The organism is Mesorhizobium sp. AR10 (assembly GCF_024746795.1).
In the GTDB taxonomy this organism is placed as follows: Bacteria; Pseudomonadota; Alphaproteobacteria; order Rhizobiales; family Rhizobiaceae; genus Mesorhizobium.
Genome location: NZ_CP080524.1, coordinates 982,851 through 1,007,069, shown reverse-complemented (window position 1 = coordinate 1,007,069; position 24,219 = coordinate 982,851). Strand labels below are relative to the sequence as shown.

Sequence of the window (24,219 nt, the reverse complement as noted above, 5' to 3'; positions counted from 1 at the left end):
CGGGGAGCAAAATTCCTCATCTGTCCGGACCCGCCGCCAGCATGACCGCCAAGACCAAGCCATCCCCCCTGTTCCTCGGCATCGACACCGGCGGCACCTACACCGATGCCGTGCTATGGTCGGAAACCGAGGGGGCGCAGGAAGGACCCAACAAGGGCAAGGTGCTGGCCAAGGCCAAGGCGCTGACCACGCGCCACGATCTGGCGGTCGGCATTTCCGGCGCAGTCGACGCGGTCTTGCAAAAGGCCGGCACCGACCCGGCTGCCATCAAACTGGTGTCGATGTCGACGACGCTTGCCACCAACGCGCTGGTCGAGGGCCAGGGCGGCCGCGTAGCACTTGTGATGATCGGCTTTGCCGAAGGCGATCTTGCCCGCGACGGGCTGAAGGCAGCGCTCGGCACCGATCCGGTGGTGTTCTGCCCCGGCGGCCATGATGTGCACGGCAATGCCGCCAAGCTCGATCTGTCCGGGCTGGAGGCAGCCCTGCCGGAACTCGGCGCTTCGGTGTCGGGCTTTGCCGTCTGCGCCTATTTCGCCACCCGCAATCCGGCGCATGAGCTCGCGGCCCGTGATCTGATCCGCGAAAAGACCGGCCTGCCGGTCACCGCCAGCCACGAGCTGTCGGCCAAGCTCGGCGGCCCGCGCCGGGCGCTGACGACGCTGCTCAACGCCAGGCTGATCTCGATGATCGACCGGCTGGTGGCGGCGACCGAAGGCTTTCTGGACGCCCGCAAGATCGTGGCACCGCTGATGGTGGTGCGCGGCGACGGCGCGCTTGTGTCGGCGGCGTTTGCCCGCCAGCGGCCGATCGAGACCATCCTCTCCGGCCCGGCCGCCAGCCTTGTCGGCGCCCGACACATGACCGGGCTGGACAATGCCGTGGTCTCCGACATTGGCGGCACCACCACCGACGTCGCCGTGCTCGACGGGGGCCGTCCCCGGCTCGATCCGGAAGGCGCCACAGTCGGCGGCTTCCGCACCATGGTCGAGGCGGTGGCCATGCGCACCTTTGGCCTCGGCGGCGATTCCGAAGTGACGCTGGAGGACGGCGCGCTCAACCCAAAGATCCTGCTCGGTCCGCGCCGCCTGGTGCCGCTGGCGCTGGCCGGCATGGTGCATGGCGAGGCCGTGACCGTCGAACTGGAACGCCAACTGCGGGCGCCCAATCCCGGCCGCATGGACGGCCGCCTGGCTGTCCGCACCGGCGTGCCGGACCGGCTGGCGGCGGGCCTCACCGGCGCCGAAGCCCGGCTCTACGAGATGATCGGCGCTGTGCCGCTCGCCATCGACAAAGTGCTGATCTCGAATGCCCAGAACGCCACCTTGAACCGGCTGGTGTCGCGCGGACTGGTGCATGTCGTCGGCTTCACCCCGTCGGACGCTGCCCATGTGCTGGGCAAGCAGGCGAACTGGGACCCAATCGCCGCTCGCCTTGGCGCCGAGCTGTTCGCCCGCAAGCGCGATGGCCGCGGCCAATCGATCGCCACGACACCGGAGGCGATCTCCGAGCGGGTGCTGACCATGCTGACCCGGCTGTCGGCGGAGGTCATCCTCGAAACCGCCTTTGCCGAAGATGGGCTCGATGGCGCGGCCACCGTGGCGCACGCGCTGGTGCAGCGCGCCGTCGATTCGCATCCCGGCATCGCCCGGCTCAGCGTCGCGCTCGACCGTCCGGTCATCGGCCTCGGCGCCTCGGCGCCGTTGCACTATGCCGGCCTGGCCGAGCTGGTCGGCAATGACTGCGTGGTGCCGCAGGATACCGACGTCGCCAATGCGCTCGGCGCCGTCGTCGGCCAGGTGCGGGTCTCGGCGGAGGCGCGGGTCAGCCAGCCCCAGGAAGGGCGGTTCCGCGTCGCCTCGGGGGAGACAGTGCGCGACTTCACCGACGAGGCGGCGGCGATCGCCGCGGCCGAGGCCGATGTCCGCGCCATCGTCGCGCAGCGGGCGAAAGATGCCGGCACCGACAGCGCCGAGATCGAAGTCGCCACCGAGTTCCGCGTCTCCACCGTCGAAGCCCAGCGCATGTTCATCGAGGCGCATGTGGTGGCGGTGGCGTCTGGGAGGCCAAGGATTGCGGTGTAGAAAAGCGCCCCTTCCTTCTCCCCTTGTGGGAGAAGGTGGATCGGCGCGGAGCGCCGAGACGGATGAGGGGTGTTGGACGGATCTCTGTCGGCGCCAAGCTGGAGCACCCCTCATCCGTCGCCTTCGGCGACACCTTCTCCCACAAGGGGCCTGTTGCAAAATTGGCTGGTTGTGATTCCCTGTTTTTGACAGGAGGATCGTTCGATGACGACGAAGCCGAGCGGGCAGTTCAGTTTTGTGGAGGCTCTGCTTCCGCAGGGTCTTGGTCGGAGCGGGCGGCTGGACCGGCTGTCGTCGCTTGTGAAGTGGTATCGCTTCGAGAAGATCCTGGCGCGGCTGCGCTCGCCCGGCGGCCCGGGCCGTCCTGCCTACAGTTCGCTGGTGATGTTCAAGGCACTGCTTCTGCAGTCCTTGTACGGGCTGTCGGACAGCGAGTTGGAGGAGGCGCTCGCCGATCGGCTGTCGTTTCGGCGCTTCGTCGGCCTGACGCTCGAGGAGACGGTGCCCGACCACACCACGCTCAACCGCTTTCGCAATCTTCTCGTCGAGGCCGGGCTTCTGGAGAAGCTGTTCGGCGAACTGGACCATCAGCTGGACAAGGCGGGGCTGATCCTGCGGCGCGGCACGATGCTCGACGCCACCGTTATCGAGACGGCAGCGGCACGGCCGCCCAGTGGAGCGGCGCAAGAGGCTGGCGATCCCGATGCCGGCTTCACGCGCCGGCAGGGCAAGCCTGGCTCCTCCTATGGCTACAAGGCGCATGTCGGCGTCGACCAGGGGTCCGGCCTGATCCGCCGGGTGAGGACGACGGCGGCCAACGTCAACGACACGGTGGAAGCAGACCATCTCATCTGTGGCGACGAAGGCGCGGTGTTGGCGGATGCGGCCTATCATACCAAGGCGCGCGAGTTGTCGCTGAAGGAGCGTGGGATCAAGCCGCGGCTGATGCGGCGGGCCAACAAGCATCATCCGCAATTGCCGGCGCGCCTGCAGCGCTTCAACCGGCTGATCGCGCGGCAGCGTTTCGCTGTCGAGACCACCTTTGCCACATGGAAGAACCGCATGCGGCTTCGCGCCATCCGCTATCGCGGCTTGGCCAAGGCGGCTGGGCAGGTTCTCATCGCCGTCATGGCCTTCAACATGCGCCGCTGGGTGACGCTGGCGACCTGATCCAGGGCCGCACTGCGCCCGAAATCCGCCCAACACGCCAAACCCTAACCCATCCGGCGACAGGCCCGCGCCGAAGGGCACTCCGAATTGGCCCTTACTTCTCCTCTTGCCCTCCCACCCTAGTAACGCAACAGGCCCCTAAGGGGAGAAGGGGGGCGCCACGCCAGCCAGCGTCAACGCCCGGAAACGGGTGAGGGGCAATTCGAAATGGAAGCGATTTGACCCACCTTCGCCCAAAGCTGAATTGACCCTGCACCCCTGACATGCCAAACGCCCCGGGGAGCCGGTATTCCCGCCAAACCCTTCATCTGGAGAAGCCCCTGATGACCGATCGCATCGAGATCGCCGGATTGCAGATTGCCCGCGAGCTTCACGACTTTGTCGTTGGCGAGGCGCTGCCGGGCACCGGCATCACGGCGGATGCGTTCTGGAACGGCTTTTCGGCCATTGTCCACGATCTCGCGCCGAAGAACCTGGCGCTCCTGGCAAAGCGCGACGCCATCCAGGAGCAGATCGATGGCTGGTATCGCGACAATGGCGCGCCCGTCGACATGGAGGTCTACAAGACTTTCCTCCGGGAGATAGGCTATCTCGTCCCCGAAGGCCCGGCCTTCTCCGTGACGACGGACAATGTCGATCCGGAGATCGCCATCGTCGCCGGGCCGCAGCTGGTGGTGCCGGTGATGAACGCGCGCTATGCGCTCAACGCCGCCAATGCCCGCTGGGGTTCGCTCTATGACGCGCTCTACGGCACCGATGCCATTGCCGAGACCGGCGGCGCTGAAAAGGGCAAGGGCTTCAACCCGGCGCGTGGCGCCAAGGTCGTCGCCTGGGCCAAGAATTTTCTCGACGAGTCGGTGCCGCTCACCTCGGGCAAATGGGCAGGCGTGAACGGGCTTTCAGTTGCCCTTGGCGCGCTGCGGCTGGGTGCCGGCGCCGGCGGCACCACGCTCGCCGACCCCAAACAGTTTGCCGGCTATCGCGGCGATGCCGCCAACCCGCAATCGATCCTGCTGGTGAAGAACGGCCTGCACATCGAAATCCTGATCGACCGCAACAACCAGATCGGTCGCACCGATCCGGCAGGGATTTCCGATGTCGTGCTGGAATCGGCGCTGACCACCATCCAGGACTGCGAGGATTCGGTCGCGGCGGTGGATGCGCAGGACAAGGTCGTGGTCTACCGCAACTGGCTCGGCCTGATGAAGGGCGATTTGGCGGAAGAGATCACCAAGGCCGGCAAGACTTTTACCAGAAAGCTCAATCCCGACCGCAACTACACCGCGCCAAATGACGGCACGCTGACCTTGCCAGGCCGCTCGCTGATGCTGGTGCGCAATGTCGGCCACCTCATGACCAATCCGGCGATCACAGACGGCGATGGCAGGCAAGTGCCGGAAGGCATCATGGATGCGGCGATGACGGCGCTGATCGCGCTGCACGATGTCGGGTCGAACGGCCGCCGGAAAAACTCCCGCGCCGGCTCGATGTACATCGTCAAACCCAAGATGCACGGGCCGGAAGAAGTCGCCTTCGCCGTCGAGATTTTCGACCGCGTGGAAGTGCTGCTCGGCATGGCGAAAAACACCATCAAGATGGGCATCATGGACGAGGAGCGGCGCACCACCGTCAACCTCAAGGAGGCGATCCGCGCCGCCAAGGACCGCGTGGTGTTCATCAACACCGGCTTCCTCGACCGCACCGGCGACGAGATCCACACCTCCATGGAAGCCGGCCCGATGATCCGCAAGGGCGACATGAAGCAGGCCGCCTGGATTTCCGCCTACGAGGCCTGGAACGTCGACACCGGGCTGGAATGCGGCTTGGCCGGTCATGCCCAGATCGGCAAGGGCATGTGGGCGATGCCCGATCTGATGGCGGCGATGCTCACCGACAAGATCGCCCATCCCAAGGCCGGCGCCAACACCGCCTGGGTTCCGTCGCCGACGGCGGCGACGCTGCATGCCACGCACTATCACAAGGTCGATGTCCACGCCGTGCAGGCAGCGCTGAAAAGCCGGCCCAAGGCCAAGCTCGACGACATCCTGTCGGTGCCGGTGGCGGTGCGTCCGAACTGGACGCCCGACGAGATCCAGCGCGAACTCGACAACAACGCGCAAGGCATTCTCGGCTATGTCGTGCGCTGGATCGAGGAAGGCGTCGGCTGTTCGAAGGTGCCCGACATCAACGATGTCGGCCTGATGGAAGACCGCGCCACGCTGCGCATCTCCTCGCAGCACATCGCCAACTGGCTGCGCCACGATGTCTGCTCACGTATCCAGGTGATGGATTCCCTGCAGCGCATGGCGGCCATCGTCGACCGGCAGAATGTCGGCGATCCGCACTACCGGCCGATGGCGCCCGACTTCGACAACTCCATAGCCTTCCTCGCCGCCTGCGACCTGGTGTTCAAAGGCAGCGTCCAGCCCAATGGCTACACCGAGCCGGTGCTGCATGCGCGGAGGCTGGAGCTGAAGGCTCGGGAGAAGGCGGTGTAGCGCCAGCGTTTGTTTCGAGCAACGCCGTGAGCTGGCACGTCACGCGCATGAGGTGCTAGCGACTGGCGAAATCGATGGTGAGAGCGCCCTTCTCCCCGTGAACGGGGAGAAGATGGCGGCAGCCAGATGAGGGGCAGCGCGGCGGTCATCGGGTTATGCGCAGCGCCGCATACCCTCGAAGGCGGATGAGTGGTTGCGCCTGGCTGGACGAGCGCCTGCGCCGCCCCTCATCCCCCTGCCGGGACCTTCTCCCCGTAAACGGGGAGAAGGGGGCCAGCTTTACGCCGCCTGCGCCACCCGCTCCGAGCTCATGCGGTAGGAAATCGCTTCCGCCAGATGGATGCGGCCGACCGTCTCGCTGGCCTCGAGATCGGCCAGCGTCCGCGCCACTTTCAACACGCGATGATAGGCGCGCGCGGAAAAGCCGAGCTTTTCGCTGGCATCTTTCAGCAGCGAAAGGCCGGCGGCATCCGGCATGGCGATCTCCTCGATGACGGAAGGCGAGCAATGCGCATTGGTGGTGGCGCTGGTGACGCCGAGCCGCTCAAAACGCTCGCGCTGGATGGTGCGGGCGCGCGCCACGCGCAACGCCACGGCAGCACTCTTCTCCGCCCTATCAGGCCGGATCAAATCGCCGGCCGAGACCGCCGGCACTTCGATCCTGAGATCGATGCGGTCGAGCAGCGGGCCGGAAATGCGCGCCTGGTAGTCGGTACGGCAGCGCTCGCCGCGCAGGCAGCGATAGCCCGGCTCGCCGGCCATGCCGCAGCGGCACGGGTTCATCGCCGCGACCAGCTGGATGCGCGCCGGATAGGTGACGCGATGGTTGGCGCGCGCGATCATGCAGTCGCCGGTCTCCAGCGGCTGGCGCAGCGCATCGAGCGTCTGCGGCGTGAATTCGGGAAACTCGTCGAGGAACAGCACGCCGTGATGGGCAAGCGACACCTCGCCCGGCCGCGCCCTCAGGCCGCCGCCGACCATCGCCGCCATCGACGCCGAATGATGCGGGGCGCGGAACGGCCGCCGATCGGTCAGCTTGCCTTCGCCGAGTTCGCCGGCTACCGAGGCGATCATCGAGACTTCGAGCAACTCCTTCGGCGCCAGCGGCGGCAGGATCGACGGCAGCCGCTGCGCCAGCATAGATTTGCCGGACCCTGGCGGTCCGACCATAAGCAGATTATGACCGCCGGCTGCCGCCACCTCCAGCGCCCGCTTGGCGCTCTCCTGGCCCTTGATGTCGGAGAGGTCAGGCAGGTCGCGCGCCGAGGCATGGATGCCGGCTTCCGGCCGCGACAGCACCTGCGTGCCGCGAAAATGATTGGCGATGGCAATCAGGCTCCGCGGCGCCAGTATGTCGAAATCTTTGCCGGCCCACGCCGCCTCCGGCCCGCAGCCGAACGGGCAGATCAGGCCCTTGCCCTCGGCATTGGCGCCAATCGCCGCCGGCAGCGCGCCGGCGACCGCGGCGATGGTGCCGTCGAGCGACAACTCGCCAAGCACGACATAGCCCGCCAGCATGTCGCCCGGAATGGCGCCGAGCGCCGCCATCAGGCCGAGCGCGATGGGGAGGTCGTAGTGGCTGCCTTCCTTGGGCAGGTCGGCAGGCGCCAGATTGACCGTGACCTTCTTCGACGGCATCGACAGGCCGGAGGCATGGAGTGCGGCCTGCACCCGTTCGCGGCTTTCGGCCACCGCCTTGTCGGCCAGGCCGACGATGTGCATGTTGACCTTGCCCGGCGCGATCATCACCTGCACGTCGACCGGCACGGCCTCGATGCCCTGGAAAGCGACCGTGCGAACCCGCGCCACCATTTTTATGCCCCCGGATACAGGTTCGCCCAAAGCCGGTGCGACCGGGCGGTGAGCGACGTCAGGTGAAGACAACCACAGATTTCTGAGTTAAGCAAGAACATTACAGGAACATGCAGTGTCGAAGCGCGGTCGCCCAGCCTCTGCTTGCCGGCTGACCAATGAACTCCATCCGTCCGAGAGACATAATTAACCACATTGGAAGAAGGCGAAGGGCGGTTGGGTTTGTCACCGATCCGACGCGCGTACGATGTTATCGTTGCGATCGGGGAGCATCCGCAGCGCGTCCAAGCGCAAAAGCGAGGATCGACAGATGCCGACCTTAAGCAATGGCAGTGAGCTCACCGTATGGGAAGAACCCGACAACCCCAATCCGAGCCCTGACGCGGTCCTTTTCAGCATCACGGAAACCGACGGCGACGTGATCGGACCGATAGGAGCAAAGTCGGATTTCCCGTTCGGTGGGATCGACCTGGCTTCGGTCGATGTCTTCGACGGCTTCTTCACCATCACCAGCTTCACCCATGAGGGCAGGACCGAGACCTGGACGACAGTGGAAACGCAGGTCTTCGACAACGAAGGCAACTTTATCCGCAGCGTGTCCGACCAGGCGGCCTTCCTGTCGGCGCGGATCGTCTCGGTCAACGCCAACAGTCCCGACAGCCTGACGGTGACATGGATCGGGGCGAACGAATATTTCGGCGGCGAAAACACCCAGTACGGTCAGCATCAGATCATCCTGGAAGGCGGCGCGCTTCAGCCCGACACCTTCGTCAATCATGCGCCCACGGCCGCCAATCTGAATGTGTCGGTTTCGCAGGGGCAATTTCTCGACGACATCAAATTCAGCGCGGCGGATGCCGACTACGATCTCTTGAGCTTTGTCGTCGTCGACGGGCCGGACCACGGCAGCCTTGAGCAGAGCACGAATTTCGACGGCAACCATTACCCGTTTCACCAGGGTCACTACGGCACCAGCCTGCACTATCATGCGGACTTTCTGAGCGACAATCTGTTCGACTACACGCCCGCGGCCGGCTTCGTCGGCACCGACAGCTTTACGGTCTACGCTACGGACGGCCAGGGAAACAGTAATGTGGCGACGATTGCGATCACGGTCACGCCGCCGGCCGAATCCCTCACGCTGACCGACGCCACGAACATCGTGAGCTATGAAAGCTACGATCATGCCGTGCTCGTCGCCGCACTGGGCGGCGGCGACCGCATCACCGGCACCCCGTTCAACGATACGATCGACGGCGGCGCCGGCCATGACCAGCTGTTCGGCGGCGCCGGCGCCGACACGATCATCGGCGGCGCGGGCACCGATTGGCTGAAGGGCGACGCCGGCAATGACCAGATAAGTGGCGGTGCGGGCACGGACGGCATCCGCGGTGACGCTGGCGACGACTTTCTCGACGGCGGCGCTGGCTCCGACGACCTGCGCGGCGGCGCTGGCGACGACATCCTCAATGGCGGTGCCGGCCGCGACCGGCTGGCCGGCGGGGCGGGGCGGGATGTCTTCGTGTTCGACGCAGTTGGACCGGCGAACCACGACAGTATCGACGACTTCGATGCGCCTGATGATGTGTTCCGGCTGGACAGCTCCGTATTCGTCGGGCTGTCGGCCGGCCCGCTTTTCGCTGCGGTTTTCGCGGTCGGCAATAAAGCCGTCGATGACAGCGACCACATCATCTACGACGACGCGATCGGCGCTCTGCTGTTCGATGAGGACGGGGCGGGCGGAGCGGCGGCTGTCCAGTTCGCCACTGTGGACCCGGGCACCTGGCTCACCGCGGACGACTTCTTTGTGGTCTAGACGCGGATCTGTGGGCGCGGTTGGTTACATGGACCTAGTAGGCTAGCGCCTCTTCCCTTCAACGGCATCCCAGAACAGGCTGGCGATGTCGGCGCCGCCAAAACGCTGCACCTCGCGCACGCCAGTCGGCGACGTCACGTTGATCTCGGTCATGTAGTCGCCGATGACGTCGATACCGACAAGGATAAAGCCGCGCTCCTTCAGCGACGGGCCGATGCGGGCGCAGATCTCGCGCTCGCGCGCCGTCAGCTCGGTCTTTTCGGCGCGGCCGCCGACATGCATGTTGGAGCGGGAATCATGCTCGGCCGGCACCCGGTTGATGGCGCCGACTGGCTCGCCGTCGATCAGGATGATGCGCTTGTCGCCCTTGCGCACGTCCTTGAGATAGCGCTGCACGATGTAGGGCTCGCGGAACATCTGGCCGAACATTTCCAGCAGCGAGGCGAGGTTGCGGTCGCCCTCCAGCAGATGGAAGATGCCGGCGCCGCCATTGCCATAGAGCGGCTTGACGATGATGTCGCCGAACTCCTTTCGGAAGGCGGCAACCTCGAGTGGGTCCTTGGTGATCAGCGTGTCCGGCATCAGGTCGGAAAACTCGGTGACAAAAATCTTTTCCGGGCTGTTGCGCACCCAGGCCGGGTCGTTGACCACCAGCGTCTCGGGATGGATGCGCTCCAGAATGTGCGTGGTGGTGATATAGTTCATGTCGAAGGGCGGATCCTGGCGCAGCAGGATGACATCCATTTCCGACAGGTCGGTGCGCACCTTCTCGCCCAGCGTATAGTGGTTGCTCTTCTCGTCGCGGACCTGCATTTCCTCGATGCGGGCAAACACCTTGCCGTCGCGCAGCGACAGCCGGTCGGGCGTGTAGTGGAACAGCTGGTGGCCGCGCCGCTGCGCTTCCAGCGACAGCGCAAAGGATGTGTCGCCGGCGATCGAGACGGTGGAGATATGGTCCATCTGGACGGCGATTTTCAGCTTCATGGCGGGTCTCCGGCAGGTCGGGTCGGCAACAGCCTGTACAGCCTCGCCGCGCGTCTGCCAATCGCGACATTTTGAAGATTGCGATCAGCCGGCCGCAGGCTCGGCCTCTCCGCCCATTGGAGACAAGGCAAGGCTGCGCGTCATCGTTTTCTTAAGCCTTGCCGTGCAAGGGTAAGCGCCGAATTCCCCGGCAAGATGCCGCACCGGGCCCTCGATGGAACAACGACCATGAACGCCGTCACAACCATCCGCGCCGCCTCGGCCAGACAGCTCGAACTCACCATCCTCATGCCGTGCCTCAACGAGGCCGAGACGCTGGCCATCTGCATCGGCAAGGCGAAATCCTTCCTCGACAAGGCATGCATCTCCGGCGAGGTGCTGATCGCCGACAACGGCAGCACCGACGGATCGCAGCAGATCGCCGCGGACATGGGCGCGCGCGTTGTGCCGGTGCCACAGAAAGGCTATGGCGCGGCCCTGCTGGGCGGCATTGCCGCCGCCAAGGGCCGCTTCATCATCATGGGCGATGCCGACGACAGCTATGATTTCGGCGCGCTGGAAGCGTTCGTCTCGCGGCTGCGCGATGGCGCCGACCTGGTCATGGGCAATCGCTTCCAGGGCGGCATCGAGGCCGGCGCCATGCCGCCGCTGCACCGCTATCTCGGCAACCCGGTGCTCAGCTTTGTCGGCCGCCTGTTCTTCCGCATCAAGACCGGTGATTTCCACTGCGGCCTGCGCGGCTTCAACACCGAGAGCATCCGGAAGCTCGACCTGCAGACGACAGGCATGGAATTCGCCAGCGAGATGGTGGTGCGCGGCGCCCTTGCCGGGCTGCGCATCGAGGAAGTGCCGACCACTCTCAAGCCCGACGGCCGCAGCCGGCCGCCGCATCTGCGGACCTGGCGCGACGGCTGGCGGCATCTGAAGTTTCTGCTGATCTACAATCCGCGCTGGATGTTCTTCATACCGGGCACGGTGCTCGGCGGTCTCGGCCTGTTGTTTGCAGCGCTGCTGGTGTTCGGGCCGCTGCGCGTGATCGACAATCTGTCGCTAGACCTCAACACCTTCGTCGCCGCCTGCTTCATGGTCGTCACCGGCGTCCAGCTCATCACCTTCGGTGCCATTTCGCGCTACTATGCCGAGATAACCGGTATTCTGCCGGCGAGCAGTCGTTCCGACTGGCTGACCAGAACCATCAGCACCGACCGTCTTGCCGCCAATGCCGGCATCTGCTTTGCCGGCGGCGTGCTGTTCTTCGGCTATGCCGTGGCGCGCTGGGCGCATCTCGGCTTTGGCCAGCTCTACGATTCCGAAATCCCGCGCATCGTCGTCCTCGGCCTGAGCCTGATCGTCATTTCATTCCAGGCCTTTTTCTCGGCCTTTCTGCTCGGTGTCCTCGAAATACCGGTCAAGCGGATGAAATCCGGCCAGACTGATTCTATGGCGCCGCGCGACGAAGCATGAGCGAGATATTGCCAGCCTTTGTGCAGACACGCCTGTTCCGGTTCGTGACGGTGGGCGTCGGTGCCGCATTGCTGCTGTTCGCTCTCTCGTGGCTGCTGGTTTCGCTGGGCTTTTCGCCCTTCATCGGCAGTGTCGTCGCCTATGCGATCGCCGTCGTCGTTGCCTATTCCGCGCAGCGCGGCTGGACATTCGGCGGACAGCACGATCATGCAAGCGCGATGCCGCGCTATCTTGTGCTGCAGGTCGGATGCGCAGTGTTTTCGGGCCTGGTGTCGCATGTAGCGGTGGCGTGTTTCGGCATGTCGCCTGTTGCCATGTCGGCGCTGACGACGGTTGCCGCAAGCGCGGTGAGCTACGTTCTGTCGTCGCTGTGGGTGTTTCCGGTGCGCGACTAGCTCGATTTTTGCGCGCCACTTTACGCTTTGTGAAGTGAGCGGCGCTAGCCTGCTCCGTCAAACACAGGCTGAAAGCCCATCTCATGACCACTGCCCTTGCCGCGATGCCATCCAAAAACGATGCGCGCGCCTCCTGGCGAGCGGACCTCATGCTGGCGTTGCTGGCGACGCTGGTGGCATTTGCCGTCAACGCCTTTGGCGGCTTCAGGGAACTGACCAATGCCGGTGGCGACAATGACAGCCTGCTGCGTCTGGTCGAGGTTCGCGACATGCTGGCCGGCCAGGGCTGGTTCGATCTGCATCAGTACAGGATGGGGCCGGAAGGCGGCTTCGTCATGCACTGGTCGCGGCTGGTCGACGCGCCGCTCGCCGCCATCGTTCTTGTCGCATCGGCCCTGACCGGCAGCATGGCCCTGGCCGAGAACGTGGCGCAAGTGCTGTGGCCGGCGCTGTTCTTCTGCCTTGCGGTGTTTTTCACTGCCCGCGCGGCGCGCAGTTTCGCCGGTGAGGGTGCCGTGCTGCCTGCCGTTGTCGTTGGCGCGGCGGCCCTGCATTTCATCGGCATCTTCGCACCGGGCGCCCTTGATCATCACAATGTCCAGCTGACGCTGACCATGGCCAGCCTGAGCTTGCTGCTCGAAGCGCCCGTGCGCCGCTGGGCTGCGCTGTTTTCGGGCCTGTGCGCCGCGCTGACGCTGGCCATCGGCATGGAAACCGCCCCCTATGTCGCCACCATTGGCGCCTGCGTCGCCATGCTGCTTGTCGTCGACGCGAGTGGCGAAAGGCTGATCGCCAGGGATTTCGGCCTCGGCTTTGCCGGCGTCTCGGCTCTCGTCTTCGTCACCACCATTCCGATGTCGGCCTGGGGTCAGGCACAATGCGATGCGTTCTCGACCGTGCAATTCTTGGTGGCGGCGATCGCCGGAACAGGCCTTGCGGCCATTGCTTCGGTCGATGCGGCTGGCCACACGCGCCGGCGGCGCCTGATGTCGCTTGGTCTCCTCGCTCTCGTGCTCGGCGCTGTCGTGGTGTCGCTGTTCCCGCAATGCCTGGCAGCCCCCTATGCCAACCTCGATCCGCGTCTCAAGGAGTTGTGGCTCGACCACATCGATGAGGCGCAGTCGCTGCTCAATCTCATCATGGCAGACCCGGCTTCGGTGATGGCGCGCTATGCCACGCCGCTGGTGGCGATCGTGCTGATGGCGCTTCGCCTTCGTCGCGGACCCTGGCGCCGCCAGGAAACCCTTGTCGGCGCGCTGCTTGCGGTGGCGTTCGTCGTCAGCGCCTGGCAGGTCCGCGGCTCGACATTCTCGATTGCCTTTGCGGTGATCCCCCTTTCCGCCTGGATCGCAAAATGGCGTGAGCGGGCGCAAACCAATCCCTCGCGCAGTGTATCGCTGCGCATGGTCGCGGTCTGGCTGGTGTCGGTGAACGCCGTCTGGACCGGCGCTGCGGCGGCGACGTCGACTGCCTTCGAAGGCAACAAGGCGGCGGCCAAGGGCAGTGGCACCGATTTGGCCTGTGAGCGCAAGGTCTCCTTTGCGCCGCTTGCCCAGCAGCCGAACACCACTGTGCTGGCCATTTCCAACCTGGGATCGCCGATCCTGGCCTATTCCGGGCACCGCGTCTTCGCCGGGCCTTATCATCGCAACGTCGCGGGAGACCTGCTTGCGCTCGATGCTTTCCTGGGATCGGCCAACGATGCCAGGACAATCCTGGCAAATCATCACGTGGGCCTTGTAGCACTGTGCCGCGGCAGTGGGGAAAGCCAGCTTCTCGCCGCCAAGGCGCCGGACGGCTTTCTTGCCGGGCTGATGCGCGGCAGCGTGCCGGAATGGCTCGAACCGATCGCGGAAACCCGGGGAAACCCGATCGAATTGTACCGCGTCCGGCCCAGCGGCTGAACAATTGTTCGCTAGCGAAAAAAAATGATGCAGAAATACTTTTCCTAAAGAGTTTGCTGCCAGTCTGGACATGAATTCCGACATCAAAACAGGGACACCGATGCAAACGACGTTTGGCACCGGGCAGGCAAGCAGGGAAAGCACGGATCTGGCCTTCACAGATGCGTTGACCGGACTTGGCAATCACCGCCGCTTCTTCGACAAGGTCGACCGCCTGATCAGCGATCGTTCCGAGGACCCGGCGCCGTTCACCGTCGGCATTCTCGACCTCGACGGCTTCAAGCCGATCAACGACCTGTTCGGGCACAAGGCCGGCGACGATATCCTGATCCAGGTGGCGATGCGGCTGCGCGCGTCGATGGACCGCCATTCCGCCGTCTGCCGCATCGGCGCCGACGAATTCGCCTTCCTCTATCCGATGGTGTTCAGCGAGGAGGCCGCGGCTGAAAAGTCGCGCATGCTGATCGAAATTCTTTCGGCGCCCTACGATGTCGGCGAACGCACGGCCAGGCTTTCCGCCTCGGTCGGCTGCTCGCTGTTCTACTCGGGCGACGAAACCACGGAAATCCTGGTCAACAAGGCCGAAACGGCCCTGTATCACGCCAAGCGTTCGGGCCGCGGCCGGGTTGTCGTCTACACCCGCGAGATGGAAGAAGCCGCCAAGCGCGTCACCCGCATCGAGCAGGCGCTGCGCCGTGCCGTCTCGGCCGGCGAGGTGGAGCCGCATTTCCAGCCGATCGTCGATTTGAACACCCGCCGGACCATCGGCTTCGAGACACTGGCGCGTTGGACCGACCGCGACCTTGGCTCGGTGCCGCCGACGGTCTTCATCCCCATCGCCGAAGAGCGCGGCATCATCGGCCCGCTGTCGCAACTGGTGCTGCGCAAGGCCACCGAGGCGGCCAGAAGCTGGCCGAAGGATCTGTTCCTGTCCTTCAACCTGTCGCCGTCGCAGCTCGTCGACCAGAACACCGGACTGCACATATTGGCGATCCTCGACCGCACCGGTTTCGATCCGCGCCGGCTGGAGATCGAGATCACCGAGACCGGCCTGATGAACGACCCGGCCTCGGCCGCGCAGATCGTCGAGGATCTGCGCCGTGTCGGCATCCGTGTCTCGCTTGACGATTTCGGCACCGGCCAGTCATCGCTCGGCCGCCTGCGCGAATTCCATTTCGACAAGCTCAAGATCGACCGCGCCTTCGTCTCCTCAATCCTCGACGACCGGCCGTCGGAACACATCATCCGAGCCATTCTCGCCATGTGCGAGGGGCTCGGCATGGACGTGGTCGCCGAAGGCATAGAGGAGGAGGCGCAGGCCGACCGTCTCGTCCAGTTCGGCTGCGCCGGCGGGCAGGGTTATTTGTTCGGCAGGCCTGTCGACGCCGACGCCACGCTTGGCTATCTCCGCGATTCCTATCGCGGCGCCTTGCACGCCAAGGCGGTCTGATCGGGCGGATCCGCAATCTCGATTGAAGCCGTTACCGAGGCGCAAGCGGTCTTTTGTCAGACATAAGCCGGTAAATCCGCGTTTTCGCCCTTGCTCCCCCGACTTGGCTGGCTAGGATGCGCGCCGATCGGATCGGGAGAAAAATCATGATGCCATCGGCGCATTTTGCCGACCTCGAAGGTGCCTCGGTGCTGATCACCGGCGGCGGGTCCGGCATTGGCGCCGCACTGACCGAAGGCTTTGTCCGCCAGGGAGCGAAAGTCGCCTTCATCGACATCGCCGACGGCCCAAGCACGGCACTTGCCGACCGCGTCGAGAAAGAGCTTGGCCGGCGGCCGCTCTACCTCAAGACCGACCTGCGCGACATCGAAGCACTGCGGGTCTCAGCCGCGAGCGCTGCCGAGGCGCATGGCGATGTCACAGTGCTGGTCAACAACGCTGCGCTCGATGACCGCCATGCCGTCGAGGACGTCACGGTCGAGTTCTGGGACAACAACCAGGCGGTCAATCTGCGCCCGCATTTCTTCACCGCGCAGGCGGTGGCGCCGGGCATGAAGCGGGCCGGTGGCGGTTCGATCATCAATTTCACCTCGACATCCTACCTGATCAATCACCCGGACATGCCGGCCTATACGGCCGCCAAGGCCGGCATCCTCGGCCTCACCAAGGGGCTCGCCGGCAAGCTCGGCGCCGACCGCATCCGCGTCAACGCGCTTGCGCCCGGCTGGGTGATCACCGAACGGCAAAAGGAGCTCTGGGTCACCGAGCAGGGGCTCGCCGCCCATGTCGCCAAGCAGTGCATCAAGGACGTCATGCGGCCGGAAGACATTGTCGGAACGGTGCTATTCCTGGCGTCCGACGCCTCGCGCATGCTGACAGCGCAGATGCTGATCGTCGACGGAGGGTTCCTGTGAGCCAGATTCCGGCAAACAAGGCGCCGTCTGTCGCGGTCGTCGATTGGGGCACCACCCGTATGCGGGTCTGGCTGGTCGACGAAGCCGACAAGGTTCTTGCCGAGCGTCGCGGTGACGACGGGCTGATCACCGCGCAAGCCGTCGGCTTTTCAACTATTCTCGAAGGCCATTTGGCGGCCATGGGCGCGCCGGAAGCGCTGCCGGTCATCATCTGCGGCATGGCCGGCTCCCGCCAGGGCTGGCTCGAGGCGCCCTACGTGACCGTGCCGTCGCCGATCGACGCCATCCTCGCTGGTGCGATCAGCATTCCCGGCCAGCGTCGCGACATCCGCATCGTGCCTGGCCTCGCCCAGCGTCAGGCCGACGCGCCCGACGTGATGCGCGGCGAGGAAACGCAGCTTGCCGGCGCTGGTTTGCCGGCAAACGGCCGCCACCTCGTCTGCATGCCGGGCACGCACTCGAAATGGGTGCTGGCCGAGGACGGCACGGTCGCCGGTTTTTGCACTTGGCCGACCGGCGAGCTGTTTTCGGTGCTGGCGGCGCACTCGATCCTGCGCCACTCGCTGGGCGAGCAGCCCAAGCCCGTCACAGCAGGCAATCCATTCTTCCAGGATTGGTGCAGGAGAGCATTGGCCGAGGGCGGTGATGTCACCTCAAGACTGTTCTCGATCCGCGCCGCCGGCCTGCTGCAGGACCTGCAGCCAGACGATGCTGCTGCTTGCCTGTCCGGCCTGCTGATCGGCGGCGAGATTGCCTCGGCAAATCGCCGCTATGGCGCAAGCGCTGCCCCCATCGTGCTGATTGCCTCCGGCGCCCTCGCGACGCTTTATCAGGCGGTGCTTGGTCTTGCCGGACTTGCGGTCAGGACTGTCGACGCCGACGAGGCGGTGCGATCCGGCCTGATCGAGGCCGCGCGTGAGAATGGCATGATCGCCAAAAGCGGAGTTGCCGCATGACCCAGACCGCACCTTTTCCGAAACTTAGGCGTGGCCTGGTCGCCATCCTGCGCGGCCTGAAGCCAGACGAGGCGGTGGCCATCGGCCAGGCGCTGTTCGAAGCCGGCATTGAAGCGATCGAAGTGCCGCTCAATTCGCCGGAGCCGTTTGCGTCGATCGCCAAAATCGTCGAAGTGCTTCCTTCGACGGCATTGGTCGGCGCCGGCACGGTACTGACATCAGCCGATGTCGACGGCCTGCACAAGGCCGGCGGCAGGCTGCTGGTCAGCCCCAACATCGATGCCGAAGTCATGGGCCGCGCCATGCATCACGGCATGGTGACGATGCCCGGCGTGTTCACGCCGACCGAGGCCTTCCAGGCGATCAGGCTCGGCGCTTCGGCGCTGAAATTCTTCCCGGCAAGCGTGCTGGGTGCGGCGGGCATTTCGGCAATGCGCGCCGTGCTGCCGGCGCAGACGCTGGTCGGCGCGGTCGGCGGCGTTTCGGAAAAGGATTTTGCCGGCTACAAATCGGCTGGCGTCAGCGTCTTTGGCCTCGGCTCCAGCCTGTTCAAGCCCGGCATGAGCGTTGACGAGGTGGCGACGCGGGCGCAGGCCGCCGTCGCCGCCTGGGACATCGCGTTTGGAGTGGCATGATGAGCGAAACCTCCGTTTCTGTCTTTTCCGACCATATCTGCCAACTCGGCGAGGGCCCAAGCTATGATCCCTCCATCGATGCGCTGTTCTGGTTCGATATCGTCAACGGCCTTTTGCTGGAGCAGGGCGTCGGCTCCGGCGCGCTGAAAATCCATGAACTTGGCCAGATGGCCAGCGCACTTGCCACTATCGACGACCAGCTCCAGCTGATCGCCACCGAGACCGGCCTGCATATCCGCGACGTGGCAACCGGCAAGCTAACGCTGCATACGGCAATCGAGGCCGACAATGCGCTGACGCGCTCCAACGATTCGCGCGTCCACCCTTGCGGCGCCTTCTGGGTCGGCACGATGGCCAAGGATGAAGCTAAGGCCGCCGGCTCGATCTACTGGTTTTTCAAAGGCGAGTTGCGCAAGCTGTATTCCGACATCACCGTGTCGAACTCGATTTGTTTCTCGGAAGACGGGTCGATCGCTTATTACACCGACACCGCGACCGGCTTGTTGATGCGCGTCGCTTGCGATCCGGCGACGGGCCTGCCGGTCGGCGAGTCCAAAGTGTTTGTCGACCATCGCTCGTCCAAGGGTTATGTCGACGGCTCCGTGGTCGACCGCGACGGCGTGCTGTGGAACGCCGTCTGGGGTGGAAAGGCGGTCAAGGCTTATTCGCCCGAAGGCGCTCTGCTGCGCGAAATTCCGATGCCGGTGACGCAGGCGTCCTGCCCGGCCTTTGTCGGCGCCAAGGCCGACCGCCTGGCCGTGACCTCGGCCTGGAAGGGCAAGGACGACAAACAGCGCAAGCTCGACCCGCAGGCCGGTATGACCTTCCTGCTCGACATCCCCGTCAGGGGCCGTTTCGAACCGCGCGTGTTGATCGCCTGATTGCTCGGGGCGGGCGCCGCTGTCGCGCAGGCGTCCGGCGCTGGTCGGTTTCGCGCAAGCCGATCACAGCGGCCATGCGATGGTGGGGCAGCATCACCGGAAGTCCTGATCCATGCCGAGACACATGCCGACCCTGATCCTCGTCCACGAGCCGGAAAAGGCCTGTTTCGACCGGCTGGTTGCCGATGGTTTTCCTGCCGAGCGTGCACTGGAAATCTCGTCCTATCTGGCGCAGTCGACCGATCTCTCGCCGGAATTCGATGAACTCGCGGCGACGTGCGAGCGGCGCGGCCTGGCCTTCGTGCCGGTCGAACTGGACGATGCCGCGACGGCGCTAGGAAAAGCCGATCCGGAGACCACGTTGGTGTGGACTCTGACCGACGGCGTCTCCTATTTCCGCGGTGGCGCGGCACCGGCTCTGGCAAGGCTGAACGGGCTGAAAACCATTGGCGCCGACGATTCTCTGTTCGCGCTCTGCCAGGACAAGTTCCGATCCGGCGCCGTGCTCGGCGCGCTCGGCCTGCCGGTGCCGCAGGCAGGCCTCGCCCGCGACGGTCACTGGCTGGTCGAGCCGCCGGACTCGGCTGCCGGTTGGTTCGTCAAGCCGAACCGGCTGGGCGCCAAGATCGGCATCTGGCAGGATTCGCGCTGCGAGGATCTCGGCAATGCGCTGGAGCTTAGCCGGCGTGTCTTCGCCGCCTACCGCGACGATGTCGTCGTGCAACCCTATGTCGCTGGGCGCAATGTGCGCGCGAGTTTTCTCGGCCTGAAACCGGACACCGGCGCGGAGGCACTCGGCATCTCCTTTGTCGATTCGGGCGCCGATTTCCAGACCATGGCAGACAGCCTGGCGCTCTATGGCGGCACCGGCGAGGCGGCCAAGGCGGCAGGACACTATGCCGAGCCGGTACTGCTGCCGGTTGCCGACACCCAGCCGGGAGCCGCCGCAACAATTCGACGCATTGCCGAGAGGCTGAGGGCCGGGCTTGGCTTACGGGACGTGTTTTCCATCGATCTCAGGGTCGAGGCGGACGATCATGTCCATCTCATCGAGTTCGAAGTCTGCCCCGGGCTGCCATGCTTCGATTTTCGCGCCTATTGCCGCTCGCAATGGGGCATGGGCCTCGCCGATGCGATGGCCGAAACCGCCGCGAACCGGCTGACCGACCAAAAGCGGCACGCCTGAAACGGCCGCGCGCGCGTCAACCGAGAGCGGACCCGGCTGAGAGACCAGCCCGCGCCTTGACGCCTTCAGCCTTGCCTCTAGTGTCGGTCGACGACCCCTAGCAAAGGCCGCGCGATGAACACCACCCCTGTCAGCTCCGAAACCCTCCACCATCATGTCAGGCGCATGGCTGGGCGCGATCCGCATGAGGGGCATCGCGTCGCGACGCCGCTCGAACTTCTGTTCGACTTGACCTTCGTGACCACTTTCAGCCTCGCGTCTTCCCAACTCGCCCATGCGCTGGCCGAAGGCCAATACACTGCCGCCCTGCTCGGCTTCGGTTTCGCAAGCTTCGCCATCTGCTGGGCCTGGGTCAATTTCTCGTGGTTCTCCTCGGCCTATGACACCGACGACTGGATTTTCCGCCTCGTTACCATGGTGCAGATGATCGGCGTGCTGGTGCTGGCGATCGGTCTGCCGCGCATGTTCGCCTCTATCGAACACGGCGCGCATCTCGACAATTCGGTCATGGTGCTGGGCTACGTGATCATGCGCTTGGCCATGGTTTTCCAATGGCTGCGCGCTGTCAGGCAGGACCCTGCCCGCCGCCGGGCCTGCCTGACCTATGCCATCGCCGTCTCGGTTGCCCAGATCGGCTGGGTGGTGCAGATCGTCTTTGATTTTCCGATCGGCGTCAGCCTCATCCTCGCCTGCATCCTGGCAGCCATCGAACTGGCGGGACCGGTGATCGCGGAGCGCAAGGATGGCGGAACGCCCTGGCATGCCCATCATATAGTCGAGCGCCATAGCCTGTTCGCCATCATCGCGCTGGGCGAAGGGGTCGTCGGCACCGTCGCGACATTGTCGGCCGTGGTCGAGGAGCAGGGCTGGACCATGGATGCGGCACTGGTCTGTATCGCCGGCACCGGGCTCACTTTCGGCATGTGGTGGGTCTATTACATACTGCCTTCCGCGCGGATACTTCATGCTCACCGAAATCGCGCCTTCGTCTGGGGCTATGGACAGATGCTGATTGTGACCGCCATCGTTGCGACCGGTGCCGGGCTCCACGTCGCGGCCTATTTCATCGAACACAAGGCTCACATCGGCCCGCTTGCGACGCTGCTTGCCACCGCTGTTCCCGTGGGTATTTTCCTGGGATTGGTCTATGCGCTCTACTACTATCTTGTTCCGCGCTTCGACCCGTTCCACGTCTGGTTGCTGATCGCGACCGCCGCGGTTGTGGCGGCAGCCGTTTTCGCCGCGCTTGCTGGCGTCGACATGACGGTTTGCCTTGTCATTCTCATGCTCGCGCCGGCGGTGACGGTCGTCGGCTACGAATTGCTCGGACACCGCCATCAGGCCGAGGCGCTCGCCAACGATCTATAGACTAGAGCGTTTCCTACTTTGAGAGAATCGTAGGATTCCCAAATCAGGCTGTTTGTGATTCAAGACGCAGGCTGGGTTGGAGGCCAGCATCTAATGACGCGAGCGCTTTCAAACGATCTTCGTGAGCGTGTTGTTGAAGCAGTTGGCGCAGGCGAGAATTGCCGTACCGTGGCATCGCGCTTTGGCGTTGCAGTTTCCTCTGTCGTGAAGTGGTCGCAGCGCTATCGAGCGACCGGCTCGGTGGCGCCGGGCAAGATGGGCGGACATCGCAAGCGCATTCTTGAGCCGCATCGGGCCTTCATCGTGGAGCGGATCAATCAGACCTCTGAGCTGAGTTTGCATAGGCTGAAAGACGAGTTGGAAGCGCGCGGGGTCAAGGTCTCGCACAATACGATCTGGATGTTCCTGCGCCGCGAGGGCCTGAGCTTCAAAAAAAACACTGTTCGCCCTTGAGCAGGCCCGCGCTGATATTGCCCGCAGGCGCCAGCGATGGCGATCTTGGCAGACCGGTCTCGATCCACAGTGCCTGGTCTTCATCGATGAGACCTGGATCAAGACCAACATGGCTCCGCTGCGCGGTTGGGGGCCGAAGGGCAAGCGGCTGCGCGGCCTGGCGCCGCACGGCCACTGGCGCACGCTGACCTTCCTTGGCGCGCTGCGCTGGGATCGGCTCGCAGCACCTTGTGTCTTCGACGGACCGATCAACGGCCAATGCTTCCGCGCTTATGTCGAGCAGCAGCTCGTCACCGTTCTGAAGCCCGGCGACATCGTCGTCATGGATAATCTGGGAAGTCATAAGTCGGCGGCCATCAGGCAGATGATCAAGGCTGCCGGCGCCAGGCTTTGGTACCTGCCGCCTTACTCTCCGGACCTCAATCCGATTGAGCAGGCCTTCGCCAAGATCAAACACTGGATGCGCCAGGCTCAGAAACGCACTGTCGAGGAAACTTGGCGCCACATCGGCCACCTCGTCGAAACCATCGAGGCAGCCGAATGCAAGAACTACTTCGAAAATGCGGGATACGCTTCCGTCAAAACATGAAATGCTCTCTAGAGCAACCTGCCTCAGGTCCCCTCGACCAGCACGATTTCGCCGTCGGCCACCTTCTGGCGGATGGCGACGGCGCGCTGATATTCCGGTGAGTGGTAGCAGTCATGCGCTGCGGCGAGTGACGGAAACTCGATGATCACGTTGCGTGCGCGACCTGGGCCTTCGGCTTTTTCATGTTCGCCGCCGCGTGCCAGGAATTTCACGTCGAAGCGGTCGAAGGCCAGCTTGGCGGCGGCAACATAGTCCTTATAGCCTTCCGCGTCGCGCACATCGACGCGGGCGATCCAGTATCCCTTGGGCATTTCTTTTCTCCGAGATTGATCGTGGGGAAATTATGCCGAGCGCATCTCATCAAGAATGGCTTCCGCCACCGCCCGCCTGTCGGGCGCGGCGACGATCGGCCGGCCAACGACAAGATGGCTGGAACCGTTGCGGATCGCTTGCGCCGGCGTCACCACGCGTTTCTGGTCGCCATGGTCGCTGCCCTTGGGCCGTATTCCCGGCGTGACCACAGCCATGTTGGGGCCGACGATCCGGCGCACCGCTTCGGCTTCCTCGGCCGAGCAGACGATGCCACCCATGCCGGCATGCAGCGCCTGTTCCGAGCGCCGCAGCACCAGCGTATGCGGGTCATACTCATAACCGGCGTCGATCACGTCCTGCTCGTCCATGGACGTCAGCACGGTGACGCCAAGCAGACAAAGATCGCTGCCCTTGGCGGCTTCCACCGCCGCCCTCATCGTCTTCGGATAGGCATGCAGAGTCAGCATGGTTACACCCATCCTGACGATGTTCTCGACGCCCTTGGCCACCGTGTTGTCGATGTCGAGGAGCTTCATGTCGAGGAAGACCTTCGTCCCGCCTTGGGCGAGTTCGCGGGCGAAGTCGAGCCCGCCGGCAAAGGCGAGCTGATAGCCGATCTTGTAGAAGGAGACGACACCTTCGAGCTCGCGCACCGTCTCCTCGGCTTGCTTCAGCGTCGGCACGTCGAGGCCGACGATCAACCTGTCCCGCATGGAGTCTTCCGCGCGGATCATGTCCCGATCCGGGTCGACAGCAAACGCGAGGTTTCGATCAGCGTGCGGCATAGATGCTCCATCGATTTGTGCAGTCTCTCGTCCCTGAAATTCCCGGCGTCGTCGAAGGAATTGCCACCCTCCGGGACCGAGCACTCCGGCGTCACCACCTCCATCCGGCAGCGCACCAGCACGGCGCGCAGATGGTTGATGCAGCGTATCCCGGCGAAGTGTCCGTTGGAAGACGAACAGAGGCCGGCGACCTTGCCGGCAAGCGGCCTGAGCGACCGGCCGCCATCCTTGCGCACCCGGCTCACCCAGTCGATTGTGTTCTTGAGCAGCGGCGGGATGGAGCCGTTGTATTCGGGTGTTGCGATCAGCAGCCCGTCATGGGCGGCGATCAGCCGGCCGAGGTTCACGGCGTTTTCGGGAACGCCTTTTTCCTTCTCCAGATCCTCGTCCAGGATCGGCAACGGATAGTCGGCGAGCGAGATGCGGGTCACCTCGGCGCCCTGCATGGCCAGCTCTTTTTGCGCCACATCGGCGGTCCTGCCGCTGTAGGCGCCGGTACGGACTGAACCGGCAAAGACGAGAATTTTGGGGATCACTGGCATTGGCCACTCTTGTCAGTGGGC

19 protein-coding genes and 1 pseudogene are annotated in these 24,219 nt (G+C 64.6%); 15 read left to right on the top strand and 5 right to left on the bottom strand.

The features are described from left to right. The first annotated feature begins 41 nt into the window (after positions 1 to 41). The 3 genes and pseudogenes from LHFGNBLO_RS08195 (at position 42) to LHFGNBLO_RS08185 (ending at position 5,752) form a co-directional block, all read left to right on the top strand. Positions 42 to 2,084, top strand: a complete 2,043-nt coding sequence (locus tag LHFGNBLO_RS08195) for a hydantoinase/oxoprolinase family protein (RefSeq protein ID WP_258605750.1) — start codon at positions 42 to 44, stop codon at positions 2,082 to 2,084. 204 nt (positions 2,085 to 2,288) lie between these two features. Beyond that, positions 2,289 to 3,273 (top strand): annotated as a pseudogene (locus LHFGNBLO_RS08190) (IS5 family transposase); the annotation flags it as partial. 304 nt (positions 3,274 to 3,577) lie between these two features. Then, positions 3,578 to 5,752 carry a malate synthase G gene (locus LHFGNBLO_RS08185; RefSeq protein WP_258605749.1) on the top strand — a complete coding sequence of 725 codons (2,175 nt, stop codon included), beginning with the start codon at positions 3,578 to 3,580 and terminating at the stop codon, positions 5,750 to 5,752. Positions 5,753 to 6,031: 279 nt separating this feature from the next. On the opposite strand, the gene LHFGNBLO_RS08180 is transcribed toward LHFGNBLO_RS08185, so the two are convergent. Continuing rightward, positions 6,032 to 7,564 carry a YifB family Mg chelatase-like AAA ATPase gene (locus LHFGNBLO_RS08180; RefSeq protein ID WP_258605748.1) on the bottom strand — a complete coding sequence of 511 codons (1,533 nt, stop codon included), beginning with the start codon at positions 7,562 to 7,564 and terminating at the stop codon, positions 6,032 to 6,034. A 310-nt stretch (positions 7,565 to 7,874) separates the two neighbouring features. On the opposite strand from LHFGNBLO_RS08180, the gene LHFGNBLO_RS08175 reads away from it, so the two are divergent. Next, complete coding sequence (locus tag LHFGNBLO_RS08175; RefSeq protein WP_258605746.1) at positions 7,875 to 9,380, top strand: Ig-like domain-containing protein; 1,506 nt, start codon at positions 7,875 to 7,877, stop codon at positions 9,378 to 9,380. Between the two features lie 42 nt (positions 9,381 to 9,422). On the opposite strand, the gene gshB is transcribed toward LHFGNBLO_RS08175, so the two are convergent. After that, positions 9,423 to 10,364: a glutathione synthase gene (gshB, locus tag LHFGNBLO_RS08170; protein WP_258605745.1), complete on the bottom strand. Its 942-nt coding sequence runs from the start codon at positions 10,362 to 10,364 to the stop codon at positions 9,423 to 9,425. Between the two features lie 228 nt (positions 10,365 to 10,592). Between gshB and LHFGNBLO_RS08165 the strand changes: the two genes are divergently transcribed. From LHFGNBLO_RS08165 to LHFGNBLO_RS08115, 11 genes are all read left to right on the top strand, one after another. Beyond that, complete coding sequence (locus LHFGNBLO_RS08165; RefSeq protein WP_258605744.1) at positions 10,593 to 11,828, top strand: glycosyltransferase family 2 protein; 1,236 nt, start codon at positions 10,593 to 10,595, stop codon at positions 11,826 to 11,828. Beyond that, on the top strand, positions 11,825 to 12,223 hold the full coding sequence (locus LHFGNBLO_RS08160; protein WP_258605743.1) for a GtrA family protein: 399 nt from the start codon (positions 11,825 to 11,827) through the stop codon (positions 12,221 to 12,223). The genes LHFGNBLO_RS08165 and LHFGNBLO_RS08160 overlap by 4 nt, the downstream gene beginning before the upstream one ends. Before the next feature lie 83 nt (positions 12,224 to 12,306). Then, complete coding sequence (locus LHFGNBLO_RS08155) at positions 12,307 to 14,127, top strand: GtrA family protein (protein WP_258605741.1); 1,821 nt, start codon at positions 12,307 to 12,309, stop codon at positions 14,125 to 14,127. Positions 14,128 to 14,227: 100 nt separating this feature from the next. After that, positions 14,228 to 15,577 carry a putative bifunctional diguanylate cyclase/phosphodiesterase gene (locus LHFGNBLO_RS08150; RefSeq protein ID WP_258605740.1) on the top strand — a complete coding sequence of 450 codons (1,350 nt, stop codon included), beginning with the start codon at positions 14,228 to 14,230 and terminating at the stop codon, positions 15,575 to 15,577. 146 nt (positions 15,578 to 15,723) lie between these two features. Further along, positions 15,724 to 16,491, top strand: coding sequence for an SDR family NAD(P)-dependent oxidoreductase (locus tag LHFGNBLO_RS08145; protein WP_258605738.1), 768 nt, complete (start codon positions 15,724 to 15,726; stop codon positions 16,489 to 16,491). Positions 16,492 to 16,496: 5 nt separating this feature from the next. Then, a complete protein-coding gene (locus tag LHFGNBLO_RS08140) occupies positions 16,497 to 17,447 on the top strand; it encodes a 2-dehydro-3-deoxygalactonokinase (protein ID WP_413774709.1) in 951 nt (316 codons plus the stop codon). Continuing rightward, entirely contained in the window at positions 17,444 to 18,082 is a 639-nt protein-coding gene (locus LHFGNBLO_RS08135; protein WP_258605734.1) for a 2-dehydro-3-deoxy-6-phosphogalactonate aldolase, read from the top strand. The genes LHFGNBLO_RS08140 and LHFGNBLO_RS08135 overlap by 4 nt, the downstream gene beginning before the upstream one ends. Next, complete coding sequence (locus tag LHFGNBLO_RS08130) at positions 18,082 to 18,963, top strand: SMP-30/gluconolactonase/LRE family protein (protein ID WP_258605732.1); 882 nt, start codon at positions 18,082 to 18,084, stop codon at positions 18,961 to 18,963. The genes LHFGNBLO_RS08135 and LHFGNBLO_RS08130 overlap by 1 nt, the downstream gene beginning before the upstream one ends. Positions 18,964 to 19,075: 112 nt before the next feature. Then, positions 19,076 to 20,149 (top strand): D-alanine:D-lactate ligase-like protein, encoded by a 1,074-nt coding sequence (locus LHFGNBLO_RS08125; protein ID WP_258605730.1) that lies wholly within the window; start codon positions 19,076 to 19,078, stop codon positions 20,147 to 20,149. Positions 20,150 to 20,263: 114 nt separating this feature from the next. After that, on the top strand, positions 20,264 to 21,517 hold the full coding sequence (locus tag LHFGNBLO_RS08120; protein ID WP_258605728.1) for a low temperature requirement protein A: 1,254 nt from the start codon (positions 20,264 to 20,266) through the stop codon (positions 21,515 to 21,517). 93 nt (positions 21,518 to 21,610) lie between these two features. Then, positions 21,611 to 22,559, top strand: a protein-coding gene (locus LHFGNBLO_RS08115) for an IS630 family transposase (protein ID WP_258599869.1) whose coding sequence is annotated in 2 segments (ribosomal slippage) — positions 21,611 to 21,946 and positions 21,948 to 22,559 — 948 coding nt in all. Because the reading frame shifts where the segments join, the coding sequence is not laid out codon by codon here. Positions 22,560 to 22,582: 23 nt separating this feature from the next. Here LHFGNBLO_RS08115 and LHFGNBLO_RS08110 read toward each other — a convergent pair. The 3 genes from LHFGNBLO_RS08110 to LHFGNBLO_RS08100 are packed head-to-tail and all read right to left on the bottom strand — an operon-like array spanning position 22,583 to position 24,198. After that, a complete protein-coding gene (locus LHFGNBLO_RS08110; protein WP_258605727.1) occupies positions 22,583 to 22,870 on the bottom strand; it encodes a DUF1330 domain-containing protein in 288 nt (95 codons plus the stop codon). A gap of 30 nt (positions 22,871 to 22,900) precedes the next feature. After that, the gene (gene pyrF / locus LHFGNBLO_RS08105) at positions 22,901 to 23,605 is read right to left on the bottom strand and encodes an orotidine-5'-phosphate decarboxylase (protein WP_258605725.1); all 705 of its coding nucleotides are present in this window, start codon (positions 23,603 to 23,605) and stop codon (positions 22,901 to 22,903) included. Then, the gene (locus LHFGNBLO_RS08100; protein ID WP_258605723.1) at positions 23,602 to 24,198 is read right to left on the bottom strand and encodes an NADPH-dependent FMN reductase; all 597 of its coding nucleotides are present in this window, start codon (positions 24,196 to 24,198) and stop codon (positions 23,602 to 23,604) included. The genes pyrF and LHFGNBLO_RS08100 overlap by 4 nt, the downstream gene beginning before the upstream one ends. Positions 24,199 to 24,219: the final 21 nt, after the last annotated feature.